Origin of the sequence: Streptomyces graminofaciens (genome assembly GCF_030294945.1) — a bacterium.
Lineage (GTDB): Bacteria > Actinomycetota > Actinomycetes > Streptomycetales > Streptomycetaceae > Streptomyces > Streptomyces graminofaciens.
Map to the genome: position 1 here is coordinate 5,435,861 of NZ_AP018448.1, position 25,322 is coordinate 5,461,182.

At 71.9% G+C, this 25,322-nt stretch carries 22 protein-coding genes and 2 tRNA genes; 15 read left to right on the forward strand and 9 right to left on the reverse strand.

The window, feature by feature from the left end:
• The first annotated feature begins 89 nt into the window (after window positions 1-89).
• The 7 genes from SGFS_RS23195 (at window position 90) to SGFS_RS23225 (ending at window position 6,938) form a co-directional block, all read left to right on the forward strand.
• Window positions 90-1,106: a phosphatase PAP2 family protein gene (locus SGFS_RS23195; RefSeq protein WP_286253016.1), complete on the forward strand. Its 1,017-nt coding sequence runs from the start codon at window positions 90-92 to the stop codon at window positions 1,104-1,106.
• Window positions 1,057-2,199 (forward strand): hypothetical protein, encoded by a 1,143-nt coding sequence (locus SGFS_RS23200; protein WP_286260022.1) that lies wholly within the window; start codon window positions 1,057-1,059, stop codon window positions 2,197-2,199. The genes SGFS_RS23195 and SGFS_RS23200 overlap by 50 nt, the downstream gene beginning before the upstream one ends.
• Complete coding sequence (locus tag SGFS_RS23205; protein ID WP_286253017.1) at window positions 2,190-3,803, forward strand: hypothetical protein; 1,614 nt, start codon at window positions 2,190-2,192, stop codon at window positions 3,801-3,803. The genes SGFS_RS23200 and SGFS_RS23205 overlap by 10 nt, the downstream gene beginning before the upstream one ends.
• Window positions 3,800-5,146 carry an AAA domain-containing protein gene (locus tag SGFS_RS23210; RefSeq protein ID WP_286253019.1) on the forward strand — a complete coding sequence of 449 codons (1,347 nt, stop codon included), beginning with the start codon at window positions 3,800-3,802 and terminating at the stop codon, window positions 5,144-5,146. Before SGFS_RS23205 ends, SGFS_RS23210 begins: the two co-directional genes overlap by 4 nt.
• Window positions 5,147-5,390: 244 nt before the next feature.
• The gene (locus SGFS_RS23215) at window positions 5,391-5,750 is read left to right on the forward strand and encodes a hypothetical protein (RefSeq protein ID WP_286253021.1); all 360 of its coding nucleotides are present in this window, start codon (window positions 5,391-5,393) and stop codon (window positions 5,748-5,750) included.
• 482 nt (window positions 5,751-6,232) lie between these two features.
• Window positions 6,233-6,874 (forward strand): bifunctional DNA primase/polymerase, encoded by a 642-nt coding sequence (locus tag SGFS_RS23220; protein ID WP_286253023.1) that lies wholly within the window; start codon window positions 6,233-6,235, stop codon window positions 6,872-6,874.
• Window positions 6,865-6,938: transfer RNA gene (locus SGFS_RS23225), tRNA-Lys, on the forward strand. The genes SGFS_RS23220 and SGFS_RS23225 overlap by 10 nt, the downstream gene beginning before the upstream one ends.
• 50 nt (window positions 6,939-6,988) lie before the next feature.
• Here the strand turns inward: SGFS_RS23225 and SGFS_RS23230 are convergent.
• Window positions 6,989-8,860, reverse strand: a complete 1,872-nt coding sequence (locus tag SGFS_RS23230; protein WP_286253024.1) for a M6 family metalloprotease domain-containing protein — start codon at window positions 8,858-8,860, stop codon at window positions 6,989-6,991.
• 383 nt (window positions 8,861-9,243) lie between these two features.
• On the opposite strand from SGFS_RS23230, the gene SGFS_RS23235 reads away from it, so the two are divergent.
• Window positions 9,244-11,127 carry a putative bifunctional diguanylate cyclase/phosphodiesterase gene (locus SGFS_RS23235; RefSeq protein WP_286253025.1) on the forward strand — a complete coding sequence of 628 codons (1,884 nt, stop codon included), beginning with the start codon at window positions 9,244-9,246 and terminating at the stop codon, window positions 11,125-11,127.
• Here SGFS_RS23235 and SGFS_RS23240 read toward each other — a convergent pair.
• Both SGFS_RS23240 and SGFS_RS23245 read right to left on the reverse strand, forming a co-directional pair.
• Window positions 11,118-12,239 (reverse strand): LLM class flavin-dependent oxidoreductase, encoded by a 1,122-nt coding sequence (locus tag SGFS_RS23240; RefSeq protein ID WP_286253026.1) that lies wholly within the window; start codon window positions 12,237-12,239, stop codon window positions 11,118-11,120. The two genes, SGFS_RS23235 and SGFS_RS23240, sit on opposite strands and share 10 nt — an antisense overlap.
• A gap of 215 nt (window positions 12,240-12,454) precedes the next feature.
• Window positions 12,455-13,204, reverse strand: a complete 750-nt coding sequence (locus SGFS_RS23245) for a maleate cis-trans isomerase family protein (protein WP_286253028.1) — start codon at window positions 13,202-13,204, stop codon at window positions 12,455-12,457.
• Window positions 13,205-13,554: 350 nt separating this feature from the next.
• Here SGFS_RS23245 and SGFS_RS23250 point away from each other — a divergent pair, with 350 nt between their 5' ends.
• From SGFS_RS23250 to SGFS_RS23280, 7 genes are all read left to right on the forward strand, one after another.
• Window positions 13,555-14,499, forward strand: coding sequence for a D-2-hydroxyacid dehydrogenase (locus tag SGFS_RS23250; protein ID WP_286253031.1), 945 nt, complete (start codon window positions 13,555-13,557; stop codon window positions 14,497-14,499).
• Window positions 14,500-14,736: 237 nt separating this feature from the next.
• On the forward strand, window positions 14,737-15,636 hold the full coding sequence (ehuB, locus tag SGFS_RS23255) for an ectoine/hydroxyectoine ABC transporter substrate-binding protein EhuB (protein WP_434027905.1): 900 nt from the start codon (window positions 14,737-14,739) through the stop codon (window positions 15,634-15,636).
• Window positions 15,633-16,349, forward strand: a complete 717-nt coding sequence (gene ehuC, locus SGFS_RS23260; RefSeq protein ID WP_286253033.1) for an ectoine/hydroxyectoine ABC transporter permease subunit EhuC — start codon at window positions 15,633-15,635, stop codon at window positions 16,347-16,349. Before ehuB ends, ehuC begins: the two co-directional genes overlap by 4 nt.
• A complete protein-coding gene (gene ehuD, locus SGFS_RS23265) occupies window positions 16,349-16,999 on the forward strand; it encodes an ectoine/hydroxyectoine ABC transporter permease subunit EhuD (RefSeq protein WP_286253035.1) in 651 nt (216 codons plus the stop codon). The genes ehuC and ehuD overlap by 1 nt, the downstream gene beginning before the upstream one ends.
• Entirely contained in the window at window positions 16,989-17,777 is a 789-nt protein-coding gene (gene ehuA, locus SGFS_RS23270) for an ectoine/hydroxyectoine ABC transporter ATP-binding protein EhuA (RefSeq protein ID WP_286253037.1), read from the forward strand. The genes ehuD and ehuA overlap by 11 nt, the downstream gene beginning before the upstream one ends.
• Before the next feature lie 242 nt (window positions 17,778-18,019).
• Window positions 18,020-18,778 (forward strand): IclR family transcriptional regulator, encoded by a 759-nt coding sequence (locus SGFS_RS23275; protein ID WP_286253039.1) that lies wholly within the window; start codon window positions 18,020-18,022, stop codon window positions 18,776-18,778.
• A 111-nt stretch (window positions 18,779-18,889) separates the two neighbouring features.
• Window positions 18,890-18,963: transfer RNA gene (locus SGFS_RS23280), tRNA-Lys, on the forward strand.
• A gap of 39 nt (window positions 18,964-19,002) precedes the next feature.
• On the opposite strand, the gene SGFS_RS23285 is transcribed toward SGFS_RS23280, so the two are convergent.
• The 6 genes from SGFS_RS23285 to SGFS_RS23310 all read right to left on the reverse strand — a co-directional run bounded on the left by SGFS_RS23285 (window position 19,003) and on the right by SGFS_RS23310 (window position 25,288).
• Entirely contained in the window at window positions 19,003-19,656 is a 654-nt protein-coding gene (locus tag SGFS_RS23285; protein WP_286253041.1) for a response regulator, read from the reverse strand.
• Entirely contained in the window at window positions 19,641-20,870 is a 1,230-nt protein-coding gene (locus SGFS_RS23290) for a sensor histidine kinase (RefSeq protein ID WP_286253043.1), read from the reverse strand. Before SGFS_RS23290 ends, SGFS_RS23285 begins: the two co-directional genes overlap by 16 nt.
• Window positions 20,871-20,956: 86 nt before the next feature.
• Window positions 20,957-22,606 carry an AMP-binding protein gene (locus SGFS_RS23295; protein WP_286253046.1) on the reverse strand — a complete coding sequence of 550 codons (1,650 nt, stop codon included), beginning with the start codon at window positions 22,604-22,606 and terminating at the stop codon, window positions 20,957-20,959.
• A gap of 39 nt (window positions 22,607-22,645) precedes the next feature.
• Complete coding sequence (locus SGFS_RS23300; RefSeq protein WP_286253047.1) at window positions 22,646-23,107, reverse strand: DUF3592 domain-containing protein; 462 nt, start codon at window positions 23,105-23,107, stop codon at window positions 22,646-22,648.
• Window positions 23,108-23,289: 182 nt separating this feature from the next.
• On the reverse strand, window positions 23,290-23,895 hold the full coding sequence (locus SGFS_RS23305) for a lytic polysaccharide monooxygenase auxiliary activity family 9 protein (protein WP_286253049.1): 606 nt from the start codon (window positions 23,893-23,895) through the stop codon (window positions 23,290-23,292).
• Between the two features lie 157 nt (window positions 23,896-24,052).
• A complete protein-coding gene (locus SGFS_RS23310) occupies window positions 24,053-25,288 on the reverse strand; it encodes an SPFH domain-containing protein (RefSeq protein WP_286253051.1) in 1,236 nt (411 codons plus the stop codon).
• Window positions 25,289-25,322 lie beyond the last annotated feature (34 nt).

Here is a 25,322-nt window from a genome sequence, read left to right on the forward strand (position 1 = left end):
GAGGCGATCTCGGCGTCTTGGACAACGTCCTGCACAAGCACCACACACGTCACACGCGCTACACACAACACGTATAGGGGGGCGATCGGATGCCGCAGACCGAGGCAGCCGATGCGATAGACGCACCGGTTACCGAGGCAGCGCCACAGGCGCCACGGACGCGGCTCCGCTGGTGGACCGAGCTGCCGCTGATCCTGCTGGTGTACGGGGCGTACTCGGGCGGCCGACTGCTCGCCCGCGGCGACACGTCGAGCGCCATCGACCATGGACTCGCGATCCTGCGCGTGGAGAAGGCCCTGTGGCTCAACGCCGAGCATCCGCTCAACCGCCTGTTCACGCGTGAACCCTGGATAGGGATACCCGCCGACTTCTGGTACGCGTCACTGCACTACCTGGTGACGCCCGTGCTCCTGGTGTGGCTCTTCAGGTCCCACACCGTGCGCTACCGGGCCGCCCGCACCTGGCTGATGACCTCCACGTTCATCGGCCTGATCGGCTTCACCCTGCTCCCGACCTGCCCGCCCCGGCTCCTCGACCCGGCGTACGGCTTCGTCGACACGATGGCCCACTACAGCTCGTGGGGCTGGTGGGGCGGCGAGGCGAGCGCTCCCCGGGGCCTCGGCGGCATGACGAACCAGTACGCGGCGATGCCGAGCCTGCACGTCGGCTGGGCGCTGTGGTGCGGCGTGATGCTCTGGCGGTACGGCGGCACACGGCTCGCCAAGATCGCGGCCGTCGCGTACCCGCTGATCACCACGCTCGTGGTGATGGGCACGGCGAACCACTACTTCCTCGACGCGGCGGCGGGCGCGGCCGTGATGGGCGTGGGTCTGCTGCTGACGCCGGTGGTGCTGCGGATCGCGGACCGGTGCCGGGTCGCGCTCGGGCTCGGGCTCGGGGTGTCGGCCGGCACCGCGGCCGGGGGGCGTGCGGCGGCTCCGGTCACCCCGGTCGCAGGTGCCTCTGTGGGCACGGTTTCCCCAATTGTCAGTGGTGGGTGCCAGACTTCCCCGGGTGAGCGAATTCCACGGCAGCGCGCAACAGCAACCGAGCCGGGTGCCGCCCCCACGGACGCGGGGGACGGCGCTCCGGCACCGGCTCGCTGAGCTGCGCGGACCCGATGTCGCGCCGAAGGCGCTGGACGCGCGCGCCCTCGCCGCGCTCGCGGCGAACCCGGGTTGCGAGCGGCGTGCGCTGCTGGACGGCGCGGGGGTGAACAAGGCGGTGCTGGCGAGCGCCATCGGCTCGCCCTCCGCCTTCGGCCAGTCACAGTTCGCCTTCATGCGGGGCAACGCCTTCGAGGCCCGGGTCAAGGCGGACGGCGGCGCGGAGCTGCTGCGCCTGGTGCACGAGCGGCTGGACCCGGGCGCCGAGCCACCGGTCGGGGCCTCGGTGCCCGACCTGGCCGCCGTCGGCCCCGAGGGCCGCGCGGCCCGTACGGCGCTGGCGTTGCGGGAGGCCTCGCAGGCCGGCGGCTGGGCGCTGCTCGACCACCCCATGCTGGCGCTGGACGTCGCGGGCTCCCCCGCGTTCCTGGAGCCGGACGCGGTGGTGGTGCACCCCGACGGCACCTGGACGGTCGTGGAGATCAAGTCCTTCCCGATGCTGGACGGTTCGGCGGACCCGGCGAAGGTCGGCGCGGCGGCCCGGCAGTCCGCCGTGTACGTGCTGGCGCTGGAGGAGGTCGCCGCCAGGCTCGACCCGGCGCCCGAGGTGCGGCATCGGGTGCTGCTCGTCTGCCCCAAGGACTTCACCAACCTCCCGACGGCCGCCGCCGTGGACGTCCGTAAGCAGCGGGCGGTGACGCGTCGGCAGTTGACGCGGCTCACGCGTATCGAGGAGATCGCGGACGCCCTGCCCGAGGGCACCTGCTTCGCCCCGGACCTCCCGCAGGAGGAGCTGACCACGGCCGTCGAGGCGCTGCCCGCCGCCTACGCCCCCGAGTGCCTGGCCGCCTGCGAGCTGGCCTTCCACTGCCGGACGCGGTCGCGCGCGGAGGGCGCGGTGACGTCCCTGGGGCGGGCCGCGCGGGCCGAGCTGGGCGGGCTGACCACCGTCGAGGACGTCCTGGCGGCGGCCCACGGCAGGGCCGGTGACCCGGAGGATCCGGCGGTCGCGGCGCTCAGAAGGGCGGCCGAGCTGCGCGCGGAGGCGCTGGGCACGGCCGGCGAGGTCCTGGAGGGTGTCCCGTGTCGCTGATCGCCACCCTCGCCCGGCTCGAAGCCGTCAGTACGGGCCGTGCGCAGCCCGCCGCCACGGTCCGGCACCGCCATCTGTCCGACCACCCGCTCGTGTTCGTGCCGCTCACGACCGCCGGTGAGGCCGGCGCCCCGCTCGGCGCGCTCGTCGGCACCGACCGGGACGCGCCGCGCCTGCTGGTCGTGCCGCAGCCCCGGGACCGTGACCTGCGGTTCGCGTTCCTGGCCGAGCTGGCGGACATCGTGCTGCCGTACGTGGACGGGTACGCGGACGCGGTGGAGGCCGCCGAGCGCAACGAGACCGATCCGGAGACCGGCAAGCGCGTCAAGGTCGAGGTCGAACTGTGCGCGGACGCCCCGCAGTTGATCGTGCCCAGCCGCACGGGCGTCGACCTGGTACGGCTGCTCGGGCGCTCCATGCGGTTTCGGCGCACCGCCGAGCAGGACCCGGAGGCGCCCCATCCGGCGCCGCCCCGGGTGCCGTTGCTCGGGCGGTGGCTCACGCACTTCGGGGAGCGGGCACGGGTGCCGGGTTCCTCGCTGCTGCTCGCCCTGACCGACCTGCTGTCGCGGCACTGGGCGACCGGGCAGTCCGGGGTGGAGGACCAGCACCTGGGGTCGCTGCTCGCCTGGATCGACCCCCCGGAGGGGGAATCGGGCGAGGCCGCGGCGCGCCGGGCCGAGCTGGCGCGGGACGCCGAGGGCCAGTTGCTGTGGCCCCCGGCCGGTCCCGCCACCGACCCGGCGTTCGACAACAAGCTGCTGGCCCCGGCCATCGAGCGCTACGACCGCGCGCGGCTCGCCCTGGCAGCGGCCGAGGACGGTCTGGAGGCCGACGACCGGTTCGGTGAACTCACCGCCGCCGAGCGGGAGATCCGCGCCCTGGTGGAGAGCCGCACCCGGCCCACCTGGGACGCGGTCTGGCACGGTTTGGACCTGCTGCGCGCCCTGCCCGAGGGTGCGCACGCGGCCGACCGGTGGACCCGCGACCGCTGGTCGTTCACCGGCCACCGGGACCGGATCGTCGCCGGGGAGCCGCCGCAGCCGCGCCTCGACGACGCGGTCACCGCCGCGAACAAACTGGCCGCGCGGGAGCGCGAACAGGCCCGGCTGGACGCCCAGGAGGCCCTGGACGACCCGCTGGTGATGGCCGGGCGGCGGCTCACCGGGGAGGCCTTCGCGGGCGAGGTCACGGATGTCGTGATGGCGTACAGCGAGGGCAAGCGGCCGAGCCCCCGGCCGCTGGTCACCGTACGGACGCAGGACCGGCCGCATCTCGGGGAGCGGGCGAAGGTGTTCCGCTCGCTGGGCGGGAAGCCGCAGACGGCGGAGTTCGTCGGGTACGAGGCCGCTGACGGCGACGGCCCGGACGGCGGGCTGCTGGTGCTGCGGATCATGGACAAGATGGGGCGCGGCAAGGAGCCGGAGGCGGGGTCCGTGCCCGAGAAGGGGGATCTGCTCTGCTTCACCCTCTTCGAGCACGACCAGCGGGGTGGGGCGAAGCTGCCCGATCCGGAGGAGACCCCGTGGACGCACGGCGGGCCGCCGGGTGAGTCCGACGCCGTACCGCTGCCGGACCCGGTGACCGAGGAGGACGTGTTGTGACCACCGCCGAGGCCGTGCTCGATCCCGGGGCAGCGGCCGGCCGCGCCACCGACGCGATCCTGCGCGACACGCTGCACGGCGACGCGCGGGGCGTCGTCGTCGATTCGCCGCCCGGTGCGGGGAAGTCGACCCTCGTCGTGCGCGCGGCGCTCGAACTGGCCTCCGCCGGACGCCCGTTGATGGTCATCGCGCAGACGAACGCGCAGGTCGACGACCTGGTGATCCGCCTCGCGGAGAAGGACCCGGACCTGCCGGTCGGCCGACTGCACAGCAGCGACAGCGACCCGTACGACAAGGCGCTGGACGCACTGGCGAACGTACGGAAGTCGACGAAGGCGGGCGATCTGGCCGGGTTGGACGTCGTGATCTCCACGGCCGCGAAGTGGGCGCACGTCAAGGGCGTCGAGCCGTGGCGGCACGCGATCGTCGACGAGGCGTACCAGATGCGGTCGGACGCGCTGCTGGCCGTGGCCGGGCTGTTCGAGCGGGCGCTGTTCGTGGGCGACCCCGGGCAGCTGGACCCGTTCGCGATCGTGGGCAGCGAGCAGTGGGCAGGGCTGTCGTACGACCCGTCGGCCTCGGCGGTGACGACGCTGCTGGCCCACAATCCCGAGCTGCCGCAGCACCGGCTGCCGGTGTCGTGGCGGCTCCCGGCATCGGCGGCGCCGCTGGTCTCGGACGCGTTCTATCCGTTCACGCCGTTCCGCAGCGGTACGGGACACGGGGACCGGCGGCTGGCCTTCGCGGTGCCGTCGGACGGCTCGGGCCCGGACCGGGTGATCGACGAGGCGGCGGAGTCGGGGTGGGGCCTGCTGGAGCTGCCCGCGCGGCACACACCCCGGACGGACCCCGAGGCGGTACGGGCGGTCGCGCAGGTCGTACGGCGGCTCGTGGACCGTGGTGGGGCGGCGACCTCCGAGCGGTCGGAGGAGCCCGTGCCGCTGACGGCCGACCGGATCGCCGTCGGCACGGCACACCGGGACCAGGCCGCCGCGGTGCGCTCCGCGCTGGCCGAGCTGGGGGTCGCGGATGTGGTCGTGGACACGGCGAACCGGTTGCAGGGGCGGGAGTACGACGTCACGGTCGTCCTGCACCCGCTGTCCGGGCGCCCCGACGCGACGGCGTTCCACCTGGAGACCGGTCGGCTGTGCGTGCTCGCGTCCCGGCATCGGCACGCGTGCATCGTGGTGTGCCGGGCGGGTGTGACCGAGCTGCTCGACGACCATCCGTCGACGGAGCCGGTGCAGCTGGGGGTGACCGTGAAGTTCCCGGACGGCTGGGAGGCGAATCACGCGGTGCTGGCGGAGTTGGCGAAGCATCGGGTGGTGTGGGGGCGGGCGTAGCGGGCGTCTGGGTCCCCGGGCGTGTGGGTCCCCGGGTGCGGGAGTACCGGGGGCGTGAGGGGCGTTGTGGGGGCGTGGATCTCTTGGGGGGTGTCGGGTGGTGGCCGGTGGTGTCGGTCACAGGGCCGATGCCCACTTGCGCGGCCACGAGACAATGGACGGTGGACCTTCCGCCGAAAGCCCCGGCAGCCTGGGCGCCCTCGGGAGGCGGGTCCACAGAACCGTCGTACGAGGAGGAGAAGACATGGCGGAGCACACGCCGCGTCGGAACGAACCGCGGCTACGCCCCGCGCCCCTGCTCTTCGAGCCCACGGAGGTGGCCGCCGATCCCGAGCACTTCTTCGATCTGGAGTCGATAGACGACCCTCGGGCGCTGCTGGCCCGGGCGACGGAGTTGACGCAGGCGTTTCGGGCGGCGGCGGACCGTGCGGTGGAGTTCCAGGCGATGGCCGCGGCGCAGTTGGCCGATCCTCGGCGGTTCGATCGGTTGACCGCGGCGGACATCGGCGAGCGCGCGGAGTGGACCGAGGACTACGCGAAGAAGATGGTCGAGTTCGGTCGGGATCTTCTGCGGGGGCGGGAGGGCAGTGGGCCTGAGCTGTAGTTGGGCCGACGCCGGTCTTTTGGCTCCGGCGGCGGTCTTTGGCTGAGACGCCGGTCCTTTGGCTGGAGCGCCGGTCTTTTGGCTGCGACGTTGGGCTTCTGGCTGCGACGTTGGTCTTCTGGCTGCGACGTTGGTCTTTTTGGCTGCTGGGCGCCCGGCGCCGGGGCTGAGCGGGGCGGGGCGGAAGCGAGCCTCAGCTTCGAGTGACCCGGCGGCTGGTGCCGGCCGGGGGGTGGGTCGGGCGGCCCGGCGCTCATGGGGTGCCGCCGTACCCACCCGTGCCGCACGAGCGGCACGAGCGGCACGAATGCCTGCGGCTAGGACGAAGAGGACGGCGGCCCGAGCTGCTGGGCGCCCGTTTCACTGTCTCGCGCGTGCGGATGGCATATGCCGGGCGGCAAGATACCCCACTTGCCTCCCTGGTGTCCCAAATTCTCGCAACCCATGGGAATCGGGTGCTCACGGACTGTAGATCTAGGTGCATGAGCAGCGGTGGAAGTCATCCGAGTACCTGTCCGCACGACCGGCTCACCCCGGAGGGGGCCGCCTGGCTGGCCTCGGCAGGAACGTATCCGCGGAGTACCAGGGCCTTATGGGAGGAGCAGCCGACGGCGCCGGTCGTGCTGCCTTGCGGAGCCGTGTTCGATGTCGTGAGCGTTCCCGGGATCTTCGGGCGGCGGATGCTCGATCACCTCTGGGACGAGGGCCCCGGGTCGGGGCCCGTGGCCGTGTACCGCGGGCGAATGCTGCTCTTCGCCGCCCCCGGCACCGCCCAGCGCCTCCCCACACTGCTGGCGTGGGAGGAGTGGGGCGCACCGGGCCGCGCCGGCGCCGTTCCCCCGCTGCTCTGTCACGGCGTCGGCGACGCGGTCACCGTCCCGGCCGTGAGCGACACGAGCGGCGTCGACGACACCCCCGGCGGCCCGCCGGAGCCCTTCGCGCGGCTCGACTCCCGCTGGCTCGTCGCCCCCGACACCCGTCGGCCCTGGCTTCCGGGGCCCGAGGTTCTGCTCTGGGCGGCCGTCCGGGCGGCCCGCGAGAGGGCGTCCGCGACCGTGCGGATATCGATTTTTCCTCCCGCCGATCAGGGTGCTAAGGTCTACGACGTCAGCAGGCGCCGCTAGCTCAGTTGGTTAGAGCAGCTGACTCTTAATCAGCGGGTCCGGGGTTCGAGTCCCTGGCGGCGCACGACACGGGAAGCCCCTCGCGGAAGCGAGGGGCTTCTCGCTTGTCCGCGTCTACGCGCCCGTCGTGATCTTCACGGTCCACGCACCCGATCCCGTACGACCCTCGACCGTCACCCGTACGCCCTCGCCCGGCACCGTGAAGCTCTCGCCGACCGCGACCGGCGCGTCCGCGAGGGGCGGGTAGACCGACTCCTCCCAGCAGGCCTCGGTGTTCGGGTGGGCGTCGAGGACCTCGATGGGGCCGTCACCGGACTCGGCGCCGCCGCGGATCCGGTAGACGAGGACGCCCTCCGTGCAGACGGACCTGTCGTTGCCGACCGCGCCCCGCGCCTCGACGGCGAGGACGGTGTCCCGCCCGGTGCGGACGACCGCCAGTTTCGTACCGCTCCCGGCGCCGAAGGTCTGCGCCCCGGCCGCCGCCCAGGCCCCGGCCCCGGCCCCGGCCCCGGTGTCGGCCGTGCCCCACTCCGAGCCGGGGGCCCACACAGACGCCGCGCCCTCCTCCAGACCCGGGCCCCTTTCCAGTCCCAGGCCCCTTTCCAGCCTCGCGCCGCTTGCCAGCCCGGGCCCGCTTGCCGACCCCGGGCCACTTTCCACCCCGGGACCACTTGCCAACCCCGATCCGCTCGCCAACCCCGCTCCGCTCGCAAGCCTCGGGCCGCTCTGCATCCCCGCTCCGCTTACCGCCTCCGCTCCGCTTACCGCCTCCGCGCCGCTTTCCAGCCCAGCGGGCTTTTCCAGGCCCGGAACCTCTTCCAAGACCGGAGCCCTTTCCAGGTCCGAGCCCCCTCCTTCTCCCGGGCCCCGTCCTTCTCCCGGGCCCCGTCCTTCTCCCGGGCCCCGTCCTTCTCCCGGGCCACCCTCCATCCCCGGCCCACCCTCCAACCTCGACCCGCCCCCCATCCCCGATCCGCCCCCCATCCCCGCAACCCCCACAACAGACGCCTCCCCCGCCCCGGCCACCACCGGCCCTGACCCCGGCCCTGACCCTGCCCCGGAATCCGACCCCGCTGCCGCCGGCCCCACCCCCACCGCCTCCAACGTCAACCGCGTGCTCCCCGCCCCCCGTACACACGCCACCTGTCGCCCCTCCAGCCACCCCAGCTTCCACTTGTGCCAGGCGAACAGGTCCGGGGCCAGGCCGAACTGGCTGCCCATGAGGTCCCAGTCGCCCACATGGGTGTCCCAGTCGCCCTTGCCGTCGACGGGGCGGTTGTAGAGGTCGGGGAGGTCGAAGACGTGGCCCGTCTCATGGGCGAGGACGAGGCGGTCCGGGGGGTGTCGCTCGAACACGGTGACGATCCGGCGCAGGTCCGTGCCGTCGACCCGCAGCGGGGTGTCGAGGTTCACCACCTTCGTGGCGTCCGAGTCGACACCCGGCGCGTGCGGGTCGGCGACGAAGTACACGATGTCGAAACGGGAGAAGTCGACATGGGGGTCCGCCGTCGCGAGCGCGTCCCGGAGGTAGGCGGCTCGGTCCGCCCCGTTCCAGTCGCGCTTTATCGCGTACGCCGTGGACGGCCGCGGCATCCGCAGCCAGCCCGTGCGGGGATGCGGACGGAGCGCGAACTTTCCGTACGAGGCGCGGTCGAAAAAACGACTGGTGGCCGGAAAGTGATCGGCGGTCAGCTCGGCCGGAGTGGTGAGCGGGCTCGCGTCCGGGAAAGAAAGGAACACCAGCACGGCGTCGAGCGTGCGCGTGGGGCGCGGATAGGCCGCGTTCCAGGTGTCGACGCCCTCCGAATGGTGGGCGTCGGTCCGCTTCAGCGCGCACGCCGCGGACAGGGGTACGGCGACCGAGGGGGCCGCGATCAGGGAGGTCGCGGCGAGGGCGGTCAGGGAGGTGAACATGGCCGCTGTGCTGCGCAGAGAGGGCGCCGCCCGGTCACCGAGGAGCCCCTTCCAGGGGAGCGGACGCGGCACGGAGACCTCCGGATACGGGTCTTGGGGATCATGGAGACACCGCGTCCAGACTGTGTGAACTTGTATTACTTTGCCCTGTTTGCCTACGCCAGAAGAGTGGGGGGAGATCAGAGGACACCCGGACGGCGACACCCCGGACACTCACGGAACGTCACAAGCGATCGGCGATGGAGGGAAGCCGTCCAGCTCGGGGCAGAAACGATCTGTCGGAACAGGTCGTTGTTCAGGGAGACTGGAGAGTGGCTAGAAGGGTCTGAGACCAGCCTCTATGATCGGCACACTTTCCTGCACGGACACGGCTTGAGCGGCCGTACATACTTCGTTCGGCCGCTCCGACGAGACAGATGAGATCCGTAAGAACGAGTGCACTGCGGGAGCGAACGGTGAGCGGAACGTCCCAAGGGCCGGCGCCCGCGGCAGACCTCGTCCGGCCGAACACTACAGAGCGTGACATGGATGTGTCGGTTCGTGTGCCGGTACTGTCCTCCTCCGATGACACCCGAAGTCCGGCCGCCTTCGCCGCCGCGCCGCTGGCCATGGCCGTCGTGGACCGGGAGGGGCTGGTCGTCAGCGCCAACGCGGCGATGGGCACGCTGCTCGGCGCCGGGGGCGCGAGCGGAGCCGAGGCGCTGGTGGGGCGGGTCGCCGCCGAGCTGGTGGACCTCGCGTCGGACAACCGCACCTGGCACGCGTACCGCGAGGTGCTGCGTGGCCGGCAGGCCCGGCTGCGCTGTACGCGTCGGCTGAAACATCCCGACGGGACCTCGCTGTGGGTCCAGGTCTCGGTGGCGCCGCTGCCCGAGGAGGAGCGGGCGGTGCTGGTTTCGGTCACCGACATCAGCGGCCAGCGGCAACTTCAGGCCAGGCTCCACCACTTGCAGATGCACGACCCGGTGACCCGGCTGCCCAACCGCGCCCTCTTCTTCGAGCGGCTCGCGGCGGCGCTGGAGCGGGACGCGTACGAGGAGTCGGGGACGGGCCGGATCGGGCTCGTCTATCTGGACCTCGACGGGTTCAAGGCGGTCAACGACACACTCGGGCACCGGGTCGGCGACCGGCTGCTCGCGGCCGTCGCCGAGCGGCTCACCCGGTGCGCCGACGAGGCGGGCCACTGCCGTACGGCCGGTGGCGCGGCGGCCGGGGCGCCGCTGGTGGCGCGGCTCGGCGGTGACGAGTTCGCGCTGCTGGTCGAGGACTCCACCGGCACCGAGCAGCTCGCCGATCTGGCCGAGTCCGTGCTGGGGGCCTTGCAGGCGCCGTTCGACCTGGCCGGGCAGCGGCTCACCCTCTCCGCCTCGATCGGAGTGGTGGAGCGGCAGTCGGCGAGCACGACGGCCACCGGACTGATGCAGGCCGCCGACACCACGCTGTACTGGGCGAAGGCCGACGGCAAGGCCCGCTGGACGCTGTTCGACCCGGAGCGCAACGCCCACCGGATGACCCGTCAGGCGCTGTCCTCCACGCTGCGGTCGGCCATCGGGCGGGGCGAGTTCAAGCTGGACTACCAGCCGCTCGTCCGCATGGTGAACGGCGAGGTGCGCGGGGTCGAGGCGCTGGTCCGCTGGCATCATCCGCAGTTCGGCCTCCTGGCGCCGAATCGGTTCATCTCACTGGCCGAGGAGGACGGCTCGATCGTCCAGCTCGGCCGGTGGATCCTCGCCACCGCCTGCCGTCAGGCGCGGCGCTGGCAGATCGACCATCCCGACCGGGCGCCGATCTTCGTCAGCGTGAACGTGGCCGTGCGCCAGGTCTGGGACTCCGACCTGGTCGCGGACGTCGCGGAGATCCTCGCGGAGACGGGCCTCGCCCCGCACCTGCTCCAGCTGGAACTCACCGAGTCCGCACTCATGGGCTCGGCCGGCCGGCCGCTGCAGGCGCTGAGGGCCCTCAGCGACATGGGCGTACGCATCGCCATCGACGACTTCGGCACGGGGTACTCGAACCTGGCGTATCTGAGCCGGCTGCCGGTGTCGGTGCTGAAGCTGGACGGGGCGTTCGTACGGGGGTTCCAGTACGAGGACTCGGCGGAGGGCGCCGGTGACGACGGGCAGCCGAACGCCGCCGACGAGATCATCGTCGAGGCGCTCGTCCAGCTCGCCCACCGGCTCGGGCTGAGCGTCACCGCCGAGGGCGTGGAGACCGACACGCAGGCCTCCCGGCTGCGGCGGCTCGGATGCGACACCGGGCAGGGGTGGCTGTACTCCCGCGCGGTGTCGCCGGAGCGGATCGCGGAGATGCTGGGGGCCGCGGCCTGCCCTCAGGCCTGAACACCACCGCTGTCGGGCAAGTCGTAGGCGTCCGCGATCAGTTCGTACGAGCGCAGGCGCAGGTCCGGGCTGTGGGCGTGGGTGGTGAGCATCAACTCGTCGGCGCCCGTGCGCTTCTGCAGATCGTCGAGGCGGGTGCGGACCTCGTCGACGGTGCCGTGGATGACGTCGGCGTTCCAGGAGTCGATGAAGTCCCGCTCGACCACGCTGAACTCGTACGCCTCCGCCTCCTCCGGGGTCGGGACGAGTCCCGGGCGGCCGGTGCGCAGCCGGACCATGTTCAGGGCGGCGGCCATGATCTGGCGGCGGGCCTCCTTCTCGTCGTCCGCGGCGAGGGCCGAGACGCCGATCAGCGCGTACGGGGCGTCGAGGACGGCGGAGGGGCGGAACGACTCGCGGTACAGGTCGAGGGCCGGGATGGTGTTGCGGGCCGAGAAGTGGTGCGCGAAGGCGAAGGGGAGGCCGAGGCTTCCGGCGAGGCGGGCGCTGAAGCCGGAGGAGCCGAGCAGCCAGATCGGGGGGCGGTGGCGGGACTGGACGCCGCCGGGCGAGGTGGCCTGGATGGGGCCCGGGACCGCGTGGATACGGCTGTAGGGGTGGGCGTCGGGGAAGTCGTCGTCCAGGAAACGGGTCAGTTCCGCGAGCTGGTCGGGGAAGTCGTCGGCACCCTCGTGGAGGCGCTGGGTGCGGCGGAGGGCGGCGGCGGTGGGGCCGTCCGTGCCGGGGGCGCGGCCGAGGCCCAGGTCCACGCGGCCCGGGGCCATGGCCTCGAGGGTGCCGAACTGCTCCGCGATGACCAGGGGGGCGTGGTTGGGGAGCATCACGCCGCCTGAGCCGAGGCGGATGCGGGTGGTGTGGGCGGCGAGGTGGGCCAGGATCACGGCCGGGGAGGAGGAGGCCACGCCCGGCATGGAGTGGTGCTCGGCGACCCAGTAGCGGTGGAATCCGCGGCGCTCGGCCAGGCGGGAGAGGGTGACGCTGGTACGGAGGGCGTCTGTGGCGGTGCGGCCGGAGCCCACGGTGACCAGGTCCAGGATGGACAGGGGGACGGGGGCGGTGCCCTGTGTCTCGCCTCGGATTCCGTCCTCGCCTCGTATCTCGTCTGTGGCCACGGGGGTGCCTCCTGATGGGTGCCGGGTGCGTCTCAGGGGTAACAGGAGGGTGGCTCCGGTTTATTCCGCGGGACGGGCTCGGGGTGCGGGTGGGTTGGCGGCTGCGGTTCATCGGGGTTGATCGCGCAGTTCCCCGCGCCCCTGAAAAAGCACGGGGCGCGGGGCTCATCCGATGGCGGTGAGGAACCCCCCTGGAACCCCCTGGAACCCCCTGGTCAGACCTGCACCAGCGGCTCCCTTGTGAACAGCGCGCCCAGGGTCGGGGCGTTCACCCTTCTGTCCGTCAGCCGTAGCGCCTCCCAGACCGTGACCTGGCTGGCGGTGAGGACCGGCTTGGACAGTTCCTTCTCCAGGGTCGGGATGTGGGCCGCCGTGTGGAGGGCCGTGTCGGGGAGGAGGATCGCCTCGGCCTCGGGGGTGTCGGCGGCGCGGGCGAGTGTGAGGATGTCGTCGGTGCCCCAGGTCGCCAGGTCCGTCGACGCCGTGGGGGGTGGTGCGGAGCGTACGGCGGTCACCGGGACTCCTGCCTCGCCGAGGAAGTCCGCGAACAGAAGCGCCACCTCCTCCGGGTAAGTCGACGCCACCGCCACCCGGTCCGCGCCGATCTCCCGGGCCGCGTGCACGAAGGCGAAGGCGGAGGAGGAGGCGGGCATGCCGGCGGCCTGGGCGAGGGCGCGGATCTGGTTCCGGGCGCCGGTGTGACCGTGGACGAAGCTGCCGCCGGCGCTCGCCCACACCACGGCCTCCGCGCCGGTCAGCCGCAACGCCTCGCAGCCGGCCGCGAAGCGCTCGGGCGAGCCCAGTTCGCGCAGGGCGGCCACGTCCAGGGCGTCGACGCGGTGGGCGTCCGCGCCGAGCTCCGTGTGCACGAGGTCGACCCGGATGTCGCTGCCCAGCAGCTGCTCGATGCGCGGATAGTCGTCCTCGGCCGAGTGGCCCGGGTAGAGGAATCCGAGTGCGGTCATGCGCAACCTTCCTGTTCTTCCGGCAGTACCGGCGGCGGTACGGACGGCGGTACGGGCGGCCCACAGCCCCGGCCGTCCACAAGAGCCTGATACGGGCCGACGCCCGGGTACCCACCCGACGCAGTACCGCCCCCATCGGTCACCTGGTTGGCCGACAGGACGTGGGCCGGAAGCCTCGGAGGCGTGCGCGAACCGCCGCCGGACTCACGCAGAGAGAGTGACGCGGCACAGAACGTACGCAACTCCGTGTTGACGACGGTGGGTTCGGGTGCGAGCGTGGGCAATCGGCGCATCTCAGGCCATGTCCCGGACGACATCCCCGACGCGTACGAGGGGCGGTTTCCGCAACGATGCCACCGACGCTGCTCGTTCTCGACGCCGAGCCCCTCCCCCGTCTCGGCCGGCTCACCGGGCGGGCCCGTGTCGAGCATGCCGACGCGTCGACGCTGGCGGAGCGGCTGCCGTACGCCGATGTGCTGCTGGTGTGGGACTTCGCCTCGCACGCCGTACGGGACGCCTGGCCCGGGGAGGGGCCCCGGCCGCGTTGGGTGCACACGGCGAGCGTGGGCGTGGACCATCTGCTGTGCCCCGAGCTGACGGCGTCCGACACGGTGGTGACCAACGCGCGCGGGGTCTTCGAGCAGCCGGTCGCCGAGTACGTCGCCGCGCTCGTCCTCGCCATGGCCAAGGATCTGCCTCGGACCTGGGAGGCGCAGGGGCGGCGGGAGTGGTGGCCCCGGGAGGGGCTGCGGGTGGCGGGCGGGCGGGTGTGCGTGGTGGGGTCCGGGCCGGTCGGGCATGCGATCGCCGGGAGTCTCGGGGCGCTCGGACTGCGTACCGCCGTCGTGGGGCGGGTGGCGGGGCCCGGGGTCCACGGGCCCGAGGATCTCGACCGGCTGATGGCGCGTGCGGACTGGGTGGTCGCGGCGGCGCCGTTGACGGAGGCGACGTACGGCATGTTCGACGCCCGGCGGTTCGGGGTCATGCAGCCGTCCGCGCGGTTCGTCAGTGTGGGGCGGGGGGCGCTGGTTGTGGAGGGGGCGCTGGTGGAGGCGTTGTCGAAGCGGTGGATCGCGGGGGCCGCGGTCGATGGGTTCGTCGACGAGCCGTTGGGGGTGGGCGATGCGTTGTGGGGTGTGCCCGGGTTGATCGTCTCGCCGCACATGGGCGGGGGGACGGTGGGGTGGCGGGATGAGCTCGCGGCGCAGTTCGTGGAGTTGTACGGGGTGTGGGAGGCGGGGGGAGCGTTGCCGAACGTGGTGGACAAGGGGCGGGGGTATGTGCCGGGGCGGTGAGTGGGGGGAGGGGCTTATCTCCCCGCCGCACCTACCCGTCCCGTCCTCCGGGGGCGCTGCCCCTTCGACCCCGACGCGGGAGGGCTCGGGGGCGCGGGTGATGTGGCGGGTGCGGGTTCGATGTGGTAGCTCGCGCAGTTTCCCGCGCCCCTGAAAACCGGGCGCCACCCCGTGTTTTGCGTCCCCGGCCGCTTGGGCGCCCAACCTCACAACAGACCCCTGGCGTGAATACATCGCATGGTGTCGGGTAGCCGCGCGCCCATGACTTCACCAAAGGGAACAGTTGGGCGGCGCACGGTGCTCGCCGCCGGTTTGCTCGGGGCCAGTGGGTGCAGTCGCGTGGCCACCGCGTCCGGCGTGAGCGGGGGTGATCTGCTGGAGAGACTCAGGGCGCAGGGCGTGGCGCGGCTCGGGATCGCGGGGGAGATTCCGTTCGGGTACATCGACCGGAACGGCGAGCTGACCGGCGAGGGGCCCGAACTCGCCAAGGTCATCTTCAAACGGCTCGGCGTCCCGCGCGTCCAGCCCGTGCCGACCGAGTTCGGATCGCTCATCCCGGGGCTGGACTCCCAGCAGTTCGACGTCGTGTCCGCCGGGATGTACATCAACCCCGAGCGCTGTGCGCAGGTCCTCTTCGCCGACCCGGATTATCAGATGCTCGACGCGTTCATCGTGAAGAAGGGCAATCCCAAGGGGATACGGGACTACGCCGACGCCGTGCGGGCCAAGGCCCGGTTGGCCACCGGGACCGGGTACGCGGAGATCGCGTACGCCGTCGAGGCGGGGTACGACGAGGGCGACCTCGTCATCGTGCAGGACCAGGTGGCCGGGCTGAACGCCGTCGAGGCGGGGCGGGTCGATGTGTTCGCGGGTACGGCGCTGACCGTCCGGGAGGTGGTGAAGAAGTCGGCCAAGGCGGAGGCGACCAAGCCGTTCGCGCCGCTCGTCGACGGGAAACCGCATGTGGACGGCGGGGGGTTCGCGTTCCGGCGGACCGAGAGAAGGCTGCGGGACGCCTTCAACGCCGAGCTGCGGAAGATGAAGCGGAGCGGGGAGCTGTTCCGTGTGCTGCGGCCCTTCGGGTTCAGCCGGTCGGAGATGACCGACATGACCGCGAAGGAGTTGTGCGGATCATGACGTCCGGCTTGTGGGAACTCGTACTGCGGGGTGTCTGGGCCACCCTCCAACTGCTCGTCCTCGGCGCCTTGCTGGCCGTCGCCGTCTCCTTCGCCGTCGGGGTGGCGCGCACCCACCGGCTGTGGGTCGTGCGCTTCCTCGCGGGGCTCTACACCGAGGTGTTCCGCGGGACCTCGGCCCTGATCATGATCTTCTGGGTGTTCTTCGTGCTGCCGCTCGCCTTCGGCTGGCAGCTGGTGCCGCTGTGGGCCGGCACGCTGGCGCTCGGGCTGACGTACGGGGCGTACGGCGCGGAGATCGTGCGCGGGGCGCTCAACGCGGTGGATCCGGCGCAGCGCGAGGGCGGGATCGCGCTGAGCTTCACCCCGTGGCAGCGGCTGCGGCTGATCCTGCTGCCGCAGGCGGTGCCGGAGATGATCCCGTCCTTCTGCAACCTGCTCGTCGAACTCCTCAAGGGCACCGCCCTGGTGTCGGTCATGGGCATGGGTGACCTGGCGTTCAGCGCGCATCTGGTCCGGCTGGCGTTGCAGGAGAGCGTGGAGATCTACACGTACGTGCTGATCATCTACTTTGCGATCGCGTTCGTGATCACTCGGGGGATGCGGCGGCTGGAGCGCCGGCTGAAGGCCCGCGTCGGCAAGGTGCCGTCGAGGGCGACCACGGTGCCCGTACGCGTGCCCGAAGGGGCCGTGAGCGGCGGAGGTGGTGCGTGATGAGCTGGGACTGGAACGCCGTCTCCGACTTCATGCCGCACTTCCGGGACGGCCTGCTGGTCTCCCTCCAGGCGCTGGCCCTCGGCTCGGTCGTGTCGTTCGTGCTCGGGCTGGTGTGGGCGCTGCTGATGCGCACGCCGTCCCGCTGGGTGCGCTGGCCGGTAGGGGCGGTCACCGAGTTCGTGCGGAACACGCCTCTGCTCGTCCAGCTGTTCTTCCTCTTCTATGTGCTGCCCGAGTGGGGGCTGGCCTTCGACGCGCTGACCACCGGTGTACTCGCCCTCGGGCTGCACTACTCGACGTACACGATGCAGGTCTACCGGGCCGGTATCGAGGCCGTGCCCGCCGGTCAGTGGGAGGCGGCCACCGCGCTGAACCTGCCGGTCGTCAGGACCTGGCGGGTGGTGATCCTGCCGCAGGCGGTCCGCCGGGTCGTACCGGCCCTCGGCAACTACGTGATCGCGATGCTCAAGGACACACCGATGCTGATGGTGATCACGGTCCTGGAGATGCTCGGCGAGGCCCGCCTCTTCGGCCAGCAGACCTTCCGGTTCACCGAGCCGCTCACGGTCATCGGCGTGGCCTTCGTCCTCGTCTCCTATCTGGCCTCCCTTCTTCTGCGAACCCTGGAGCGACGTCTTGTCCGCTGACACCTCTCTCATCAAAGAACCCGCCGGCCGTCCCCTGGACCGTACCGAGCTGATCCGCTTCGAGAACGTGACGAAGCGGTTCGGCGAGCAGACGGTCCTCGACGGCCTCGACTTCTCGGTCGACACGGGTCGGCACGTCACCCTCATCGGCCCCTCCGGGTCCGGCAAGACCACGATCCTGCGGCTGCTGATGACCCTGACGAAGCCCGACGAGGGCACGATCACGGTCGGCGGGCAGAAGCTCTTCCCGGCCGACGAGAAGCAGGTCCGTGAGGTCCGCAGGAACATCGGGATGGTCTTCCAGCAGTTCAACCTCTTCCCGAACATGAGCGTGCTGCGCAACCTCACCGAGGCCCCGGTCACCGTGCTCGGCCTCGGCAAGGACGAGGCCGAGGCGCGCGCCCGCGAACTGCTCGACCTGGTCGGACTGGCCGACAAGTGCGACGCCTACCCGACCCAGCTCTCCGGCGGGCAGCAGCAGCGGGTGGCGATAGCCCGGGCCCTGGCGATGCGGCCGCAGGTGCTGTTGCTCGACGAGGTGACCTCCGCGCTCGACCCCGAGCTGGTCGCCGGTGTCCTCGACCTGCTCAGGGACATCGCCCGCACCACCGACATCACCATGCTCTGCGTGACCCATGAGATGAACTTCGCCCGGGACATCTCGGATCAGGTTCTGATGTTCGATTCTGGCCAGGTCATCGAGTCGGGCAGCCCCGAGAAGATCTTCGGCGAGCCGGAGCACGAACGCACCCGCGAATTCCTCGGCGCGGTTCTCTGAGCGTTCGACTACGCCAAGTGGTCGCCCTAACACGGAGGAATACTCCCGGGCGGGCCGGAACGCCCCAGGTCCACCCGCCAATTCATGCCTTTGGCATATGCCAGAGTGCTGGTCCACCTGCTGAGGGGCTCGAAGCTGTCCGGTTTTTCTCGCGAACAACCCCTCCCCCTACGCCTCTTGGCCCGTATCGTGGGACACGGCAAGCTGTCCGAAAAACGGCCCGAGAAGCGCAGGGGGAAACCGTGGCGCTCAAGCACGAGCCGACCGCGCCGTACCACTCGGCCCAGGACGCCCTGCGCGTCCTGGAGACGGTGGCGCGGCACGCAGGTGGCGTCACCGACGCCGAGATCGCCCGCCGGACCGGCGTCGGCAGCGAGCGGTTGACCGCGCTCCTGCGCATGCTGCGCCGGGAGGGATACGTCGAACAGACCGCCGACGGCGCCTACGTCACCGGAGCCGCCCTCACCCGTCTGGGTTCCTCGCACGGCCGTGACCAGGCCCTGCGCGAGCAGCTCCAGCGGACGCTCGACCGGCTGCGGGACTCGCTGGGCGCCGCCGTGTACATCACCCGCTATGTGGACGGCGAGATCCATGTCACCGGCTGCGCCGACAGCCCGGCGACCCCGGCCGTCCACGAATGGGTCGACTTCCGCTCCTCCGCCCACGCCACCGCCTTCGGCAAGGGCCTGCTGGGCCAGCTCGACCTGAACGGCCGCCGCGATCACCTCTCGCGCCACCGGCCCGCCCGGCTCACGGCCCGTACGATCACCAACGAGAGGGTCCTGCTGAGCAAACTCGACGCCCAGTCGCCGACGGTTCCGGTGCTCGACCTCCAGGAGTACGCGGCGGGCACGGTCTGCGCGGCCGTCCCCATCACGGCCGGCGCCTCCGTGGGCTGCCTCGCCCTTTCCCTCCCGCTCGAACACGCGCACAGGCTCCGTGAGGCCGCGGACACGCTGAACCGGGGAGCGGCGCCGGTACTGCTCTCCTTGGCGATCTAGGCCCGAGCCCGTCCGGAGATCCACATCACGTTTAGGTGGTCGAAGGCACGCCTCCGGACCAGGTAGTATTTTCTCTGTCGCCAGCCGCGAAAGCGAAAAGCGACAGAGTCTGCGCCGCTAGCTCAGTTGGTTAGAGCAGCTGACTCTTAATCAGCGGGTCCGGGGTTCGAGTCCCTGGCGGCGCACAGAAAGAAGGCCCCTCGCTTCGGCGAGGGGCCTTCTGCTTATGCCCTCAGGTAGGCCAGCACCGCCAGTACCCGTCGATGTGACTCCTGGGCCGGTGGCAGGTCGAGCTTTCCCAGGATGTTGCCGATGTGTTTGCCGACGGCGGCCTCGGTGACGACCAGTTCGCGGGCGATCGACCCGTTCGACCTGCCCTCCGCCACCAGTCCGAGCACCTCCCGCTCGCGCGGGGTGAGCGCCGCCAGCGGATCGCGTCGGCGCCGCAGCAGCTGTCGTACGACCTCGGGGTCCACGACCGTGCCGCCGGCCGCGACCCGTTCCACCGCCTCCGCGAACTGTTCGACCTGACCGATGCGGTCCTTGAGGAGGTAGCCGACGCCGGCGCCGTCGCCGGTGTCCAACAGCTCGGCGGCGTAGGCCCGTTGGACGTACTGACTGAGGACGAGCACGGGCAGCGCCGGGTTCGCGGCACGCAGGTCGAGGGCGGCGCGCAGCCCCTCGTCGGTCAGGCCGGGCGGCATGCGTACGTCGGTGACGACGAGATCGGGGCCGTACGACTCCACCGCCGACTTGAGGGCCTCCGCGTCCCCGACCGCCGCGACCACCTCGTGCCCGAACCGGGCCAGCACCCCGACGAGCCCCTCCCGCAGCAGCACGCTGTCCTCGGCGAGCACGATCTTCAGCGCGTGGGGCACGGGATCTCCAGGGACAGGACGGTCGGGCCGCCGGCCGGGCTGTGGACGGACAGTGTGCCATCGAGCACGGCGAGCCGGTCGGCGAGACCGGTGAGGCCCGTCCCGGCGGACGGGTCGGCGCCGCCCAGCCCGTCGTCCCGCACCTGAACCCGCAGCCGCCCGTCCTCGTACCGGCCGCCGAGCCACGCCCGCTCGGCCCCGCTGTGCCTGCCGATGTTGGCGAGGGCCTCGCGGACCGCGAAGTACGCGGCGGACTCCACGGATTCCGGGAAGCGCGGAAGGTCCACATCGACCTCCACCGGTACGGCGGAACGGTCGGCCGCGTCGGCGAGGGCGTCCGTGAGGCCGTAGTCGGCGAGGACCTGGGGGTGGATGCCGTGGATCAACTCCCGCAACTCGACCAGTACCTGGTCGGCCTCGCGATGGGCGGACGCGAGACGGTCCGCCAGTTCGGGCGGGGCGTCCAGCCGTAGCAGGCCCAGCGTCATGCTCAGGGAGACCAGCCGCTGCTGGGCCCCGTCGTGCAGATCGCGTTCGATACGGCGCCGCTCCGCCTCGAAGGCGGCCACCAGCCGGGCCCGCGACCTGGTCACCTCGGCGAGCCGCCGCCTGTCCTCGGCCTCGTTCGGGGCGAGCAGCAGCCGGGCAAGGGCAGCGCGGGCCCGAGCGTAGAGGGCGAGCGGCCACAGCAGGGCGAGGAGGAGGACGGTGCCGGTGGCCGTGCACAGCAGGGCCTGGCCGTAGGTGTCGATCAGCCAGAGCTTGGCGATCTTCGTGTCGCCGCCGGAGACCGACAGCTGCAGCGGCGCCCCCATCAGCGCCCCGGGCACGCCCAACGCCCCGACCAGCACGAGCACATCGAGCGGCCAGAGCAGGAAGCCGAGCAGGAAGGTGTACGCCAGTTCCCGCCAGGTCGCCCGTTCGGTCAGCCGCAGCCGGGCCCAGGCGGCGAGGCCGGGTTCGGCCGGGGTGGTGTGCGGGGCTGTGGGGGTCCCCGAGCCCAGGAGGCGGAGCCGCAGTCGTTCCAGGGCGCCGACGGGTACGCCGGAGAGGGCGACCAGGGCGAGCAGCGGCAGGCCCACGAGGACCGGGGTCAGCGCGAGGCCGAGGGTGCCCATCACCAGGAGCGCCGCCATCAGGGGCGCGCCGACCAGCACACCGCTCAGCAGATACGCCACCGAGCGCGGCACGTCACGTACGACCGTTCGGATCATGCGCTCACGGTAGGCGGGGGCGGCGAGCGACGGCCATCCGCTCAGGGGGCGTCCCGGGGGTATGGTCAGCCCTACTGGTAACCGCTTTAACCGGTTAGCAGTTCCTCCCGGCCCCGGGCCAGGTACTGCGCGATCAGGCCCGCGAGGTCCGGCTCGGTGAGCCTGCGATACGTGGTCTCGCCCGGCGGTCGCCACCACACCGGGTCGGCGCAGCGGAAGCCCTCGCGCCGGAGGGCGGCTCGCTGGATCTTGCTGGTGGCGGTGACGGGCATGTGCCGTACGAGCCGGATGAACCTGGGGGCCATCTTCGTGCCCAAGTCTGGCTGGGCGGACAGGAACGCGGCGAAGTCCAGAGGATCGAAGGCGGTACCGGCGATCGTCGCCATCACCTGGTCGCCGGCCACCGGGTCCGGCACCGCGTACACCGCCACGGCCTCGGCGGGCCCGTAGCGGGCGAGGATGTTCTCGACGACGGCGGCGGCGAGGTTCTCGCTGTCGACGCGCAGTCGGTCGTCGGTGCGGCCCGCGAAGTAGAGGAAGCCGTCGGTGTCGCGGTAGAAGAGGTCGCCGGTCCAGTACCAGCCGTCGTGGCGGCGGGCCGCGTCGGCGGCCGGGTTGCGCCAGTAGCCCTCGAAGGGGTTGGGTCCCCGGTTCACCAACTCCCCTATCGCCTCGGTGCCGTTGAGTAGGCGGCCGTCGGGGGCGAACACGGCCGGTGGGCACTCGGCCCGCGTCCGGGGGTCGAGCACCGCGAGGTCGTCGCCGGGTGCCGCCCGGCCGATCGCGCCCGGCGGGGTCCCGGGCGCCCACTGGATCGCCGCCCCACCCTCCGACGAGCCGTACCCCTCCACCAGCCGCACCCCGAACCGCTGCTCGAACGCCGCCGCGTCCACGGCCCCGGCCTCCGTGCCGAAGCCCATGCGCAGCGGGTTGTCACGGTCGTCGGGGCGGGGCTCGGTGGCCAGGACGTACTGCACGGCACGTCCGACGTAGGTGAAGTACGTGGCCCGGTACGCCCGTACGTCGTCCAGGAAGCGGGTGGCGGAGAAGCGGCGGCGCAGGGCTGTCCCGGCGCCGGCGGCCAGGGCGGGCGCCCAGTCGGCGATCACCGCGTTGCCGTGGAACATCGGCATACAGATGTAGTGCACGTCCTCGCGCCCCACCCCGAAACGGTCCATCAGCGCCCGCCCGGCCGCCGCGAGCCGCCCCTGGGTGCAGATCGCGGCCTTGGGGGCGCCGGTGGAACCGGAGGTGAAATAGAGGAGGAGGTGGTGGGAGGGGGTGGCCCGGGTGGGGTCGGGCTCGGCGCCCACGTAAGGGGCGAGGAGGTCGTCGTACGCCGGGGTGTCGGTCACCAGCAGTCGTATGCCGGGCAGTTCGAGGCCGTCGAGGAGCGGGAGGTGGGTCCGTTCCGTGACCAGGACCCGGCACTCGGTGTGCAGGATGTCACGGGCCAGCTCCGGGCCCCGGCGGGTGGGGTTGATCCCGGCGACCGCGGCACCCGCGAGGGCGGCCGCGCTCAGCCACAGGGGGTATTCGGGCGTGTTGTCGAGCAGGACGCCGAGGTGGGGCGTGGTGCCCGGCGGCAGCAGGTCGGCAAGCAGCGCCGCGCGGGCGGCGGCCCCGCCTGCGACCTCGTGATGGGTCAGCACTCGGTCCTCGAACCACAGCCCGGGCCGGTGGTCGTGCCGACGGGCGGCGACCAGCTCGGCGACGGTACGCCCCCTGGAGTCCATGGGGCGCAAGGTAGCTGACTGAGCGTCAAATATGGAGGGCTACGGCATCTGGAACGTGGTGTCCGTGGACATCTGGTGGTACGTGATCATGAAGCCGACACAGAAGACGAGGACGAGCCCGAGGAAGGCCAGCTGCCCCACCGTGCTCGTGGCGTTCCCCACCGGGCTCGGCGCCTTGGCCGTCGCGTCCGCCTCCTGGCCGTCCTTGTAGTACACGGTGACGAAGTCGCCCTCGAGGATCGTCGCCGGACAGCCCTCCTCCTCGAAACGGACGGGACGGCCGTCCTGCGCCGTGAACTCGAAGACATGGTGCCGGACCGTGTACACCCGCGTCTCGCCACCGCCCCTGGTCGTGGTGAACGTCCGCAGGCAGCGCCCCTCGGCAGTCTGCCCGCTGTTCCAGGCACTCCTGAGCCGCAGCGAGCCACGGACCACATGCGCGGCGGCGAAGAGGATCGCGATCGCGATCGCGCCAGGAAGTGCGTAGAACATCAAGTCCATGGGTGCTCCCCCGAGTCCGGTAAGCGCCCTGGTCGGGGCGCGTGGGGACTCTACCCGGGCCGATGCCATGCTCAGCTCAAGGGAAGCTCAGAAATCGGACCGTGGAGCCCACGTACGTCACGACAGGTGCCGGAGTCTCCCGGGGAACCCGTGTGACGTACGCGGGACCTACCCTCGGGCGATCAGAACGAGACATCCGAGCAGGCGTAGAACGCGTTGCCGGTGTCCGCGATCGTCCATACCGCGAGGATCACGTGGCGGCCGCTCAGCCCGGACGGGAGGCGTCCGGTGTGGGAGAGCGTGGAGGGTGGGCGCTGGCCGTTGTAGGGGACGGTGAAGAACGGGGTGAGGTTGAGGTCGGAGCGGGCCAGGGCGTGGTTCTGGTTCCAGCCCGCCTTGGTGACGTAGTACTTGAAGTCGGTGGTGGCGTGCATGGCCGTGAACTGCCAGCGGAACGTGTAGTTCTGGCCACCCGTCACCCTGGTGGTGGGCCAGGCGCCGCCGCCCGGCGCGGTGGCCGCGTCGAGCCGGCCGAACCTGCTGTTGCCGCCCGAGCAGAGTCGGCCGTCGGCGGGTCCGGTCGACGGGAAGCCCTTGGGGCCCTCGACGCTCTGCGGCTCCCACTGGATGTCGCCGCAGTTGGTGACGGTGCCGTTCTGGCAGAGCTTCTGCCTGCTGACGGGGAGGTCGGTGTAGCCGTGGCCGGTGGCGCCGCCACTGGAGAGCACGAGGGCGCCGGTGGTGGCGAGGCCGATGCCGGCCGCGTACCACTTGGTCTTTTTACGCATGCTGCCGCTCCCTGGAGGACGTGGGGGTGTTTCCAGGTCTAGACCAAGTCACAGATTATGAGCGGCAGTTGACCGTGTCCATATCAAAGACATGTCCATACCAATCAGAGGGCTGCTCCAGGGGGCTGCTCCAGGGAAGCTGTTCCGGGAGGGCGGTTCACGGTGACGCTTCGCGCCGCCCCGTGTAGAACGCCACGGTCAGGTCCTTCACCAGGGCCTTGCGCTCGTAGTCGTCGAGTTCGACCAGGCCGCGCATGGTCAGCCTGGTCACCGTGTCCTCGACGGAGTCGACGACCGAGGTGAGCACGGTGTCACGGTGCTGGGCGTCGAGCGCCGCGATCCGGCGGCGCTGCATCACCGCGGCCACCTCCGGCGCGTAGTCGATCCGGGTCGGCTGGGTGGAGAACACCTCCAGACCGACCGGCGCCGCCTCCGCCGCCACCAGCCGGGTCAGCGCCTCGCCGACCGCGTCCGTGTTGCGCAGGGTCACGTCCCGGACCAGCGCGCCCGGCGGCACATCGGCCGGCAGCTGCGAGATCACCCGGGACAGCGCGGCCTCCACGCACTCCCGCAGATACTCCTCGTGGTCCTCGACCCCGAGCAGGGCCCGCGCGGTGTCCTTCACCCGCCAGGCGACGAGGACGACGACCCGCAGCGCGACCCCGTTGGCGTCGACGGCCGGCATCGGCTCGCTGCGCCAGTGCCGCAGCCGTACGTCGACCCGGCGGCGCAGGAACAGGGGGTTCACCCACATGAGCCCCGTGCGGCGCACGGTCCCCCGGTACCGCCCGAACAGCCCCAGCACCCACGCCCGCCCGGTCCGCCCCCGCGCCAGCCCGCCGAACCCGAACAGTCCGAGGGCGCCCGCTCCGGCGTACGCGGCCCACTGCGTCGCTCCGAGTCCCACACCGGCGTGCGCCGGCAGCCCGAGCGCCTCTGCCACGACCGGCAGCGCTCCGGCCCACCACGAGGTGAGAACACAGCCGGCCACTCCGCACGCCCCGGCCAGCACACCGGCCGCCCCGGGCAGCACCCGCGCCGGTCGCTCGGCCAGCCCGGGGTCGATCTCGACCACCGGCCGCACCTTCACTGCCGCCGGGCCGCCGGGCACGCCCAGTACGCCCTGCCGGACGCGCGGCTGCTCGCCCGTGCCGCGCCTCCGGCCCACGACGGCGGGGGCCAGCGGGAGGGCGACCGGGACCGGGTCGTCGCGGAACAGCAGGTGCACGGGGATCTCCGTGGTCACCTCGTTCTGGATGAGGCGCGGGGGGCGCCAGTTGATCTCGGGGTCGTGCGGCTGTGGTCGGGCGTCCTGGTCGGGCTGCGGGTGTTGCTGGGGTTGTGAGGGGGGTTGTGGTTGTGAAGAGGGCTGCGGTTGTGACGTCGTACTCATACGTGCCTCCATGCCTCCGCGCAGGAAGAGCCGT

What these genes read in the sequence shown, in the direction of transcription:
- SGFS_RS23195 (WP_286253016.1), top strand. Translation starts at nt 90, where the DNA reads ATGCCGCAGACCGAGGCAGCCGATGCGATAGACGCACCGGTTACCGAG.
- SGFS_RS23215 (WP_286253021.1), top strand. Translation starts at nt 5,391, where the DNA reads ATGGCGGAGCACACGCCGCGTCGGAACGAACCGCGGCTACGCCCCGCG.
- SGFS_RS23220 (WP_286253023.1), top strand. Translation starts at nt 6,233, where the DNA reads ATGAGCAGCGGTGGAAGTCATCCGAGTACCTGTCCGCACGACCGGCTC.
- SGFS_RS23245 (WP_286253028.1), bottom strand. Translation starts at nt 13,204, where the DNA reads ATGACCGCACTCGGATTCCTCTACCCGGGCCACTCGGCCGAGGACGAC.
- SGFS_RS23250 (WP_286253031.1), top strand. Translation starts at nt 13,555, where the DNA reads ATGCCACCGACGCTGCTCGTTCTCGACGCCGAGCCCCTCCCCCGTCTC.
- ehuB (WP_434027905.1), top strand. Translation starts at nt 14,737, where the DNA reads ATGGTGTCGGGTAGCCGCGCGCCCATGACTTCACCAAAGGGAACAGTT.
- ehuC (WP_286253033.1), top strand. Translation starts at nt 15,633, where the DNA reads ATGACGTCCGGCTTGTGGGAACTCGTACTGCGGGGTGTCTGGGCCACC.
- ehuD (WP_286253035.1), top strand. Translation starts at nt 16,349, where the DNA reads ATGAGCTGGGACTGGAACGCCGTCTCCGACTTCATGCCGCACTTCCGG.
- SGFS_RS23290 (WP_286253043.1), bottom strand. Translation starts at nt 20,870, where the DNA reads ATGATCCGAACGGTCGTACGTGACGTGCCGCGCTCGGTGGCGTATCTG.
- SGFS_RS23295 (WP_286253046.1), bottom strand. Translation starts at nt 22,606, where the DNA reads ATGGACTCCAGGGGGCGTACCGTCGCCGAGCTGGTCGCCGCCCGTCGG.
- SGFS_RS23300 (WP_286253047.1), bottom strand. Translation starts at nt 23,107, where the DNA reads ATGGACTTGATGTTCTACGCACTTCCTGGCGCGATCGCGATCGCGATC.
- SGFS_RS23305 (WP_286253049.1), bottom strand. Translation starts at nt 23,895, where the DNA reads ATGCGTAAAAAGACCAAGTGGTACGCGGCCGGCATCGGCCTCGCCACC.
- SGFS_RS23310 (WP_286253051.1), bottom strand. Translation starts at nt 25,288, where the DNA reads ATGAGTACGACGTCACAACCGCAGCCCTCTTCACAACCACAACCCCCC.